The organism is Flavobacterium seoulense (assembly GCF_000695795.1).
Classification (GTDB): Bacteria; Bacteroidota; Bacteroidia; order Flavobacteriales; family Flavobacteriaceae; genus Flavobacterium; species Flavobacterium seoulense.
The window spans coordinates 135,959-145,572 of record NZ_JNCA01000021.1 but is presented as its reverse complement, the minus strand read 5'-3'; the positions used below and the strand labels follow the sequence as shown (position 1 = coordinate 145,572).

The 9,614-nt window shown below is 35.1% G+C and carries 9 protein-coding genes; all 9 read right to left on the bottom strand.

The genetic code is table 11. The annotated features are described in order from the left end of the window. Positions 1-102 precede the first annotated feature (102 nt). Entirely contained in the window at positions 103-591 is a 489-nt protein-coding gene (locus tag FEM21_RS11695) for a hypothetical protein (protein WP_035660572.1), read from the bottom strand. 16 nt (positions 592-607) lie between these two features. Beyond that, positions 608-2,107, bottom strand: coding sequence for an FGGY family carbohydrate kinase (locus tag FEM21_RS11690; protein ID WP_035660587.1), 1,500 nt, complete (start codon positions 2,105-2,107; stop codon positions 608-610). 253 nt (positions 2,108-2,360) lie between these two features. Continuing rightward, positions 2,361-3,335 carry an ABC transporter permease gene (locus FEM21_RS11685; RefSeq protein WP_035660570.1) on the bottom strand — a complete coding sequence of 325 codons (975 nt, stop codon included), beginning with the start codon at positions 3,333-3,335 and terminating at the stop codon, positions 2,361-2,363. A gap of 2 nt (positions 3,336-3,337) precedes the next feature. Then, entirely contained in the window at positions 3,338-4,828 is a 1,491-nt protein-coding gene (locus FEM21_RS11680; protein ID WP_035660569.1) for a sugar ABC transporter ATP-binding protein, read from the bottom strand. A 1-nt stretch (position 4,829) separates the two neighbouring features. Beyond that, on the bottom strand, positions 4,830-5,447 hold the full coding sequence (locus FEM21_RS11675; RefSeq protein ID WP_035660568.1) for a DUF2291 domain-containing protein: 618 nt from the start codon (positions 5,445-5,447) through the stop codon (positions 4,830-4,832). Between the two features lies 1 nt (position 5,448). Continuing rightward, the gene (locus FEM21_RS11670) at positions 5,449-6,369 is read right to left on the bottom strand and encodes a D-ribose ABC transporter substrate-binding protein (RefSeq protein WP_035660567.1); all 921 of its coding nucleotides are present in this window, start codon (positions 6,367-6,369) and stop codon (positions 5,449-5,451) included. Continuing rightward, positions 6,366-7,322: a transketolase family protein gene (locus FEM21_RS11665; RefSeq protein ID WP_035660566.1), complete on the bottom strand. Its 957-nt coding sequence runs from the start codon at positions 7,320-7,322 to the stop codon at positions 6,366-6,368. Before FEM21_RS11665 ends, FEM21_RS11670 begins: the two co-directional genes overlap by 4 nt. Continuing rightward, complete coding sequence (locus FEM21_RS11660; protein ID WP_035660565.1) at positions 7,322-8,161, bottom strand: transketolase; 840 nt, start codon at positions 8,159-8,161, stop codon at positions 7,322-7,324. The genes FEM21_RS11665 and FEM21_RS11660 overlap by 1 nt, the downstream gene beginning before the upstream one ends. A gap of 11 nt (positions 8,162-8,172) precedes the next feature. Continuing rightward, positions 8,173-9,576 (bottom strand): L-fucose/L-arabinose isomerase family protein, encoded by a 1,404-nt coding sequence (locus FEM21_RS11655; protein ID WP_035660564.1) that lies wholly within the window; start codon positions 9,574-9,576, stop codon positions 8,173-8,175. Positions 9,577-9,614: the final 38 nt, after the last annotated feature.

The following is a 9,614-nucleotide window of genomic DNA, read 5'->3' as shown; positions in this document are numbered from 1 at the left end:
ATATATAATGCATTCTTTTCTCAGGAAAAAATGTTTCTTAATTGAAATCTTAAGTATTTATTTAATAAGTATTCAAAGTGAACTGAATGACAGTGTATTTTATTAATGAGATAATATATGTGTTTCGTTATCAGTAAGTAACCGCATGTCTTTGATGAAAGTAATACCTAAATTAATATAATCAGTTAGAGTTTTGTCAAGATTTTTAATAATCATTTTATTGTTGCTAGGTAGAAAAGTCTGGTGCACAATAGGATTTTCGGATTCATCTAAATAAACAAAAGAAAAAGATTCGCCTACACCATAAGCGGCAATTACAAAAAAAGGTTTTTCAATTGTTATGTTGTATTCTTGGAGCCATTCTCTAGATAGAGTTTGAATTTCTTGTTGGTTTTTGTACCAAATTCGCTTTAAAGCATAATAAGAATCGCCTGCTAAGAATAATAATTCTCTAAGTACTTTTGGAAATAATTTACCGTTATTATACACTTTTTCAAGTTCTTCAATTTGGCTCAAAGAAATTCCAATGATTGAAGACTTGTTATTGATAATATTATTTTGGGAGAAATTTTTTAAAAATTCTATTTCCATTTTTGATTCATTTTTATTATTTCCGACTTATTTTTTCTTTCCATCCTAAATAACCATTGTTTGGTAAATCATTATTTAAATTGGCAAAAACCTGTTCGGTTTGATTTTTATTAATTTCCGAAAGTTGTTCAATGCTGCTGTAAACACCACTTTTAAGTCCTGATAAATAAGCGGCTCCTAAAGCGGAAACGTCTGGATTTCTTTGTTTGTTTAAAGGAATACCTAATAAATCAGCCAGAAAGTGAATCACAAATTGGTTTTGAGTCATACCTCCGTTTACCGAAATAGATTTTAATGCGGCTTGCATGTCTTTTTTCATAGCTTCCACAACGTCTTTTATTTGGTACGGAATACTTTCCAGAGCTGCTCTTACAATATGATTTTTAGTCGTGCCAAAAGTCATTCCCTCAATAGATGCTTTTCTGCTCATTTGCCAGTGTGGCGCTCCCAGTCCGCTGAAAGCAGGAATCAGATAAACGCCCGCATTGTCTGGGATAGATTTTGCCATAGCTTCAGTTTCGGCAGGAGAGGAGAACAATTGCAATTCGTTTTTCAACCATTCGATAGTGGAACCACAGGAAACAATAGCACCTTCTAGTGCATAATCTACTCGGTCTTCGGTACTCCAGCAAATGGTGGTCAGCATTCCGGAATTAGATAAAACAGTTTCATTACCAATATTCATCATGATTGAACTTCCCGTTCCCAGAGTAACTTTGGCAGTACCTTTTTCGAAACATCCTTCGCCAAAAGTAGCTGCATGCGAATCGCCAATCATCGATGTCATTGGAATCGAAAAGCTTTCGTTTAGATTTGAAATTTCACCCCAATTCACTATTCCAAAATCATGTGAAGAAGGGCAGGGTTGAGGTAAATTCAAATTAGATAATCCCCATTTTTCAAGAATTTCAGCGTCCCATTGTAAGGTATGAATATTGAAAAGTAAAGTTCGGGAAGCATTGGTATAGTCGGTTTTGAAATGCGTTCCGTTAGTTAATTTATACAAAAGCCAACAATCCACTGTTCCAAAATAAACTTCTCCGTTTTCTATTTTCTTCTTTAATTCAGTATCATTTTGTACCAGCCAAAGTAATTTAGTTCCTGAAAAATAAGGGTCTAATAATAAACCTGTTTTTTCTTTGATTAAATCATTTTGCCCTTCGGCAATCAAATCATTACAAACTCCAATAGAACGCTTACAAGCCCAAACTACCGCCGGAGCTAAGGCTTTTCCATTTTTGTCCCAAAGAATGAATGTTTCTCTTTGATTACTAATTCCGCAGGAAACAATGTTTGAAATAGCCAGACCTTTTTGGGTAAAATCTTTCAGACATTCATTTACAGAATCGAGAACATTTTGATAAATATCTTCTGGATTTTGTTCTACAAAACCATTATCAAAATAATTCGTTTTTAGATCCACACTGCCTTTAGCCGCAGCCTGACCTAATTCGTCAAAAAATATGGTTTTGGTACTGCTGGTACCTTGGTCAATAGCAAGAATATATTGTTTCATTAATAAAATTAAAAAATTAGGTTTAATCATTTTCTTTTTTGCTTGATCAAAAAAGAAACAAAAAAATCAAGTCTTACGCTTCCTCGTCGGTCAAATTAGTTTTCGAATCTTAAAAGAAAAGAACTCTCCGCCGCGGCGGATCAAACAGCTTTTCTTTTTACGGATTCTTCAAACATTTGACACTCGACTGCGAAAGCTAAGGACAATTAAAAAAGTATTTAATTATCTTAAATCCCTTAATGGTAAAAAAAACTTATTTATTCTTCTGATTCATTTTATCAATAATAACAGCTAATAAAATAACGATACCTTTTACCACCTGTTGCCAAAAGGGAGATACATCGAGTAAAACTAATCCATTATTTAAAACCCCAATAATTACCGCGCCAATTACAGTACCAGTAACAGTTCCCACACCACCAGATAATGAAGTTCCTCCAATAACCACAGCGGCAATGGAGTCTAATTCGTAACTCATTCCCGCATTTGGTTGTGCTGAGTTGAGTCTCGAAGTTACTAAAACACCACCTACAGCAGCCATCATTCCGGCAATTCCGTAAACGGTTAATTTGATTTTATTAATGCTGATTCCTGATAAAAAAGCGGCTCTTTCGTTGCCACCAATAGCATAAATGAAGCGTCCAAAAGTGGTTTTATTGGTTAGAAAAACAACGATTAAAACCATAATTAACGAAATCCAAACAGGAACAGGAATGCCTAAAATCCAGCCTGAACCAATAAACTCAAATTCAGGACCTAAATTAGAAATAGGAATTCCTTCGGTATATAGCATCGTCAATCCACGGGCAATAGTTAACATGGCTAGTGTTGCCACAAAAGGCGGAATGGCAAACTTAGTAATGACCCAACCGTTGAATAATCCTAATGCCATACCAATGAGCATAGCAGCTAAAATTGCGCCCAAGACGGTAAAGCCAACAAATAGGTTCATGGATTCAAAAACGAGTCCGTTTTTTAATAATCCGGCACAAATAGCGGCGGTAAGTCCTAAAATAGAACCTACAGAAAGATCAATTCCTGCCATTAAAACCACTAAAGTCATCCCAACAGAGATACAAACATTGACAGAAATTTGTCTTAATACATTCCAGAGATTAGTGCTGGTCATGAATTTATCTGACAATAGACTGATAAAAAGACATAGAATAAACAGTGCAATTAAGGATTGCGATTTTTTAATAAGAGGGTGGTTCAATGATATGTTCATAATTATTCAGGTAAGGCTGATTTTAATAATTTATCTTCGTTGGCTTCTGAGGCTAAATAGGATGCTTTAATTTTACCTTCGGCCATAACTAAAATCCGATCCGAAAGTGCTAGTATTTCGGGGATTTCAGAAGAAACTAATAGAATACTCATTTGGTTGGCTGCGAGTTCTTTTATTAGATTATAGATTTCGTTTTTAGCATTAATATCGATTCCGCGGGTTGGCTCATCCATCATTAAAATTTGTGGATTGGTTGTGAGCCATTTTGCTAAAACCACTTTTTGTTGGTTTCCTCCACTCAGGTTTTGGCATAATTGAGTTTCAGATGGAGTTTTGATTCGTAATTTTTCGATATAATTTTGAGATGCTGCCTTGTCTTTTGTATTGTTTAAAAGGCCAACAGATTTAAGACCGGTTAAACTAATATTAGCCGAAATATCCATACCTAAAACGAGTCCTTCGGTTTTGCGGTCTTCGGTTACAAAAGCTAATCCGTTTTCAATAGCATCTTTTGGTTTTTTATGGAAAGTATTGGTTCCATTAACTTCGATAGCATACTGACTATTATTAGGATGCATCCCAAATATAGTTTCTAAAAGTTCTGTTCTTCCAGCACCCATTAAACCAAAAATTCCAAGAATTTCGCCTTTTTTTAATTCGAAAGAAATATCCTGAAGTAATTTTCGGGTTTTATTATTTGGGTTGCTAAGGTTTAAGTTGTTAACTTTTAAAATACTTGTGTCAAATTGACTTTCAGAATTTTTTTTCTCAATAAGTACTTCACGGCCTACCATTTTTCGAATCAAATCCTGCTCTGTAGTGGCTTTCATTTCTCCGGCATCAATGGTATTTCCATCTCTTAAAACGGTGTAGTTTTCGGCAATTCGAAATAATTCGTCCATTTTATGAGAGATGTACACAATTGTTTTTCCTTCAACTTTTAATTGTTCAATGATGCGGTGTAAATTTTCAATTTCCTTGTCGCTTAGTGCCGATGTAGGTTCGTCCATTAAAATAATATCTGCATTCGATAATAAGGCTTTAGCAATTTCGACTAATTGCTGTTCGCCCACTTTTAATTTTTGAACTAAGGTTTTAGGATTAACATGCAGTTGAATTTTTTCAAAAATTTGTTGGGCTTCTGCTTCCATTTTTTTAGTATCCAAAAGTCCTAATGGAGTTAGCATTTCTCGGCCTAAAAATAAATTTTCGGTTACGCTAAGCTCAGGAATTAGGTTTAATTCCTGATGAATTATTGCAATTCCGGCATTTTGAGCTTCTTTAATATTCGAAAACGAAACGGTTTTTCCATTTAGTTTTATTTCACCATCGTATTGGGTATAGGCGCCTGTTAGAATTTTTAACAAAGTCGATTTACCCGCACCATTTTCTCCTAGTATGGCATTGACTTTTCCTGGGTAAAATTTAAAATTTACCTCATTAAGCACTTTAACGCCAGGGAATTCTTTTGATATCTTAACAGCTTCTAACAATTTATTGCAGTTTTATTTGAGATGGAGTAATGATTATATCTTTAAACAAATTTTGTTTTTTGCTTAATTTAATTGCGCCTGAAAATGAAATACTATCGCCAATTTTTACTTTCTTGATTTCTTCCGGCAGCACTTCATTGCGAATAATATCATTTAAAGATTCTGATACTTTGTTAAATTCAGCATTCGTTTTAAAATCAGTCAATTTTACTAAGCCTGAAGCATCACGAATGGCGTTGCCAAAAATGTACTTAGTATCAATGTAAACAATGCCGTTTTTTTCATCGGCAATGGTGTAAATTCCGTCTTTTATATCAAGGATTTTCCCGGTGCTTTTAATCATAAAATAAGCCGAATTTCCTATTCCAAGGCGGTTTCCATGATTTTTAAAAGCTGTTTCCGGATTAGCTTGTACTAAGGCTATTAAATCATTCAAATAAATGTTTTTCTTGCTTTTTAAAATACCTTTATAATAAATAGAATCAGCATAAGCTTTGAAATTAAAGTTCTCTTTTTTGGCTTCTTTAACAACATTTAGTTTCTTAAAATAAACCGATTGATATCCTAAAAAAGCGACTATTAGGATTGCTAAAGTGATGTACGCATACTTTTTTTTCATATTAATAGTCTTTTATGTTTGCTGCGTTTACTAATTCTACTTCTACAGGAACTCTTTGAGGAAAAATACGTCTGCCTTTAAAATATTCATCAGCATATTGAGCGGCAGTTTGCGCCATTACCACAGGAAATTGCATTCCTGTAGCTACAATTTTCTTTTCACGAATTTTTTCGATTACATCACCAGCACCATCAAAACCAAAAATCTTCACCTTATAGGCTTTTCCAGCCGATTGTAAGGCCTGAAAAGCCCCCATAGCCATCGCATCATTACCACAAAAAACAGCGTCAATATCAGGATTAGCCTGCATAATAGTTTCTAAAACTTCCATGGCTTTATTTCGGTCAAAATTGCCACTTTGTTGTGCTACCATTTTTAAATTAGGAAATTTATCTACAACTGAATGGAATCCTCCTGAACGTGCCCAGGTATTATTATCGCCTACTAATCCCAGAATTTCTACATAATTCCCTTTTTCTTTTAATTCTTTTACAAATTCGATTCCGATAGAAACACAGCCCGAATAATTGTCGGATAAGATTTGGCTTGTAGCCGCATCATCAGCATTAATTTCTCTATCCATACAAAAAACCGGAATTCCTGCTGTTTTAGCTTTTAGGACATTAGAAATTGAACCATCAGAGTCTGTTGGATTCAATAAAATGGCATCGTAACCAGAGGAAATCAAATTTTCGAAATTGTCTGATTCTACGGCAGGATTGTTCTGAGAATCGAATATTTTAGCTTCATAACCTAATTTTTCGGCATTTTTAGCTGCTGATTCGGCTAACATTACAAACCATGGATTGTTGAGTGTCGAAACTACAACGGCAATTTTTGGTTTTTCAGATTTATCGTTTGAAGAACATCCAAAAACAAAAACCAATGTTAGCAGTATTAAAGAGAACTGTTTTACTTTCATAGTTTCAATAGGTTTAAAACGGTGTTTTTTAATCCTTCACCAGAAATACCATAATGATTAAAAATCTCAATTTGTGAACCTGAAACCGTGTGATCATCAGGTAGTCCTACAATTTTGAATTTATTGGTAAAACTATTTTGGAATAACAAAGAAGCTACGGCTTCACCAAGTCCGCCATTTATCGAATGTTCTTCCACTGTAATTACTGGTTTTCCGTTAGATGCAGCAGCCAGTAATAATTCGGTATCCAAAGGTTTTATAGTATGTAAACTGATTATTTTACAGGAAATTTGATGTTCTTTCTCCAGTAATTTTGCTGCTTCAGTACAAGGTAAAACAGCTTCGCCTGTGGCAATAAAAGTAAGGTCATTTCCTTCCTGAATAATTCGTCCTTTACCAATTTTAAAATCAGTTGCATCTGAATTCAGGTTAGCAGGCATCGCTTTTTTTCCAAAACGAATGTAAACCGGGCTTTGCATTTCGGCAGCTTCTTTAATGGCTTGAGCAGTTTCAAAATTATCAGCCGGAGCCACAATACTAATGTTATTAATGGCTCTCAGTACTGCATAATCATGCAAACTATGATGTGTAGTTCCTAATGCTCCATAACTTACCCCCGCGCTAATACCTATTAATTTTACGGGATTGTCTGAATACGCTACATCGTTTTTAATTTGTTCCAATGCGCGGGCTGTAAGAAAGCAGGCAGGAGAAACAGCGAACGCTTTTTTGCCCATACTCGCTAATCCTGTTGCAACACCTACAAGATTTTGTTCGGCAATACCCACTTCTACAATTTGGTCTGGATATTTTTGTCCAAACGGAACTAATTTTCCTGAACCACGGGAATCGCTTGTAACTACTATAATGTCTTTGTCTGAGGCAGCTAAATCCTGAAGTACTTCTGAAAAGACTTCTAAATTTGCTGCATTTGCTGTTTTAATATTTTCCATTATTTTAAAACGGTTTCAAGTTCTTGTAATTGTTGGTCTAATTCTTCAATAGCTAAATCGTATTGTTCTTTTGAAGGAACACCATGATGCCATTTTAGTACATTTTCCATATAACTTATTCCTTTACCTTTAGTAGTATGTGCTATAATAAAGCTTGGTTTTCCAGCGACTATTGGTAAATTATTAAATGTATTAGAAAGCTCTTCCAGATTATGACCATCTACATGTTTTACTGCCCAGCCAAAGGATTCCAGTTTTTGATCAATAGGTTCTAAGCCCATAACATCAGCATTGGGAGCTGTAATTTGTAATTTGTTATAATCTAAAATAGCGCATAGATTGTCCAGTTGATAATGAGCAGCAAACATCATGGCTTCCCAGTTGGATCCTTCAGCCATTTCTCCATCGCCCAGAACAGTAAAAACTTTTACAGCCGAATTATCTTTTTTAGCAGCTAATGCAGCTCCGGCAGCAATAGGTAAACCATGACCAAGTCCACCGGTATTTTGTTCAATACCGGGAATCGATTTTGTAGGATGTCCTATATAAGGAGAATTGTATTGGCACATAGTCAATAAATCTTCTTCAGGAAAAAAACCTTTGTCGGCTAAAACAACATACAAGGCTTCTACGCTATGTCCTTTACTTTGAATAAATCGGTCTCTATCATTAGAATCAAAATTCTCTGGAGAAACATTCATTACATCATTGTATAATACATTCAGAATATCTAAAATAGACAGGCTTCCTCCAGTATGTCCAGCTTTAGCATTATAGATGTATTGAATTACTTTCTTTCTGCTTTCGATGGATTTTCGCTTTAATTCTTCTAGCTGCATTTTGTAAAATTTTAATGTTTATAAACTTCCCAGCCCATATAATTTCCTAGTGCTTCTTCTAGTATTGCGGCTGTTTTTGAAGCATTCATCACCACGTGATGTTCGAATCCGTTTTTGCAAATGTATTGCATCAATCCTTGTAGGTCAGGAATTTGAGCGACTGCTCTGTTTCCAAAAGTGTTTAAATCATCGTTTGTTAATTCGCCTTCGCCAATGTAAACTTTAATGATTCCTTTAGGATCATCAGTACTAATTCGACCATAAGTCAATGGCATGGCTGGTGTTCTTCCGTCAAGGGCACCATAAGTATTTTCGACACCTACAGTTGTTCCTAAGATAGGAGCAGTGCTTAACTGGATATCCGGAAGGAATGATTTTGCCCAGTTTCCGCAGTGGAATAAAACGCATTTTTCAGGATCGTCGGCATAGTTGTTATTCCAGTCCACTAATGCACTTGGAGAACCAGAAGCTAATTGCATCGCATACATACTCAGGGTTCCTGTTACGTCAACTTCGCAGGCACTTGGCAGCATGTTTTCACTCATGATACTCATACTCGTACATACATTACAGCCGTAATTTTGTTGTAATGAAGTCCAACATTGAATAGCTGTAGCATCTAATGCATGTTCTTCCATGAAATCTTTCAACACCACATCTAGTTTTGCAATTTGAAGCATGGCTTCGTTAGGCGTTTTTCCCTGAGCAACATAAGCGTTGATGGATTCCAGATGTTTTTTTACAGCAGGGCTTTCAGCTGTTAATTTGTTGGCTTTTCCTAAAATTTCAGATAAGTCTGCAGTAGTAACCGTAATTCCATTTCGTTGTAATATTTTTTCAGAATAACGAACGGTATTAAATGCTCCCGGTCTTGCACCAATAGCTCCAATACGTACATTTCGCATTCCTTTAACTACTCGGCAAACGGCAGTGAAATCTAGTAAATCTTTATGGAAAACAGGATCTGACGGACTCATCACATGCTGAGAAGTCAACGAATATTTGATTCCGTATTGGTACAAATTGTTGCAAACAGAGATTTTTCCGCACCAGGAATCACGTCTGTTAGCTACATTCATTTTAGTCAGTTCGTCAGGATATGCCTGAATTAAAACCGGAACATTTAGATTAGCTAATTTTAAGGTGTCAGCAACTCCTTTTTCATCTCCAAAATTAGGCAGTAATACTAAAACTCCCATAATTTCTTCCTGATGTTTCTTGAATAAATCAGCACATTTTTGCGCTTCTTTATAGGTTTCTACACCACCTAATTTAGTATCAGTACTGTCTAATAAAATAGGTTTGATATTTAGTTTTGCTAAGACGTCAATAATTTCAGTTCTTGCTTTTTCTACTAAACTGTCAGGAAAAAAATCTCTGTTTCCTATAATTACTCCTAATGTTGATGTTGTCATTTTGTTTTTTATTTTTTTGTGTGTTTTCTTTTGTTTGT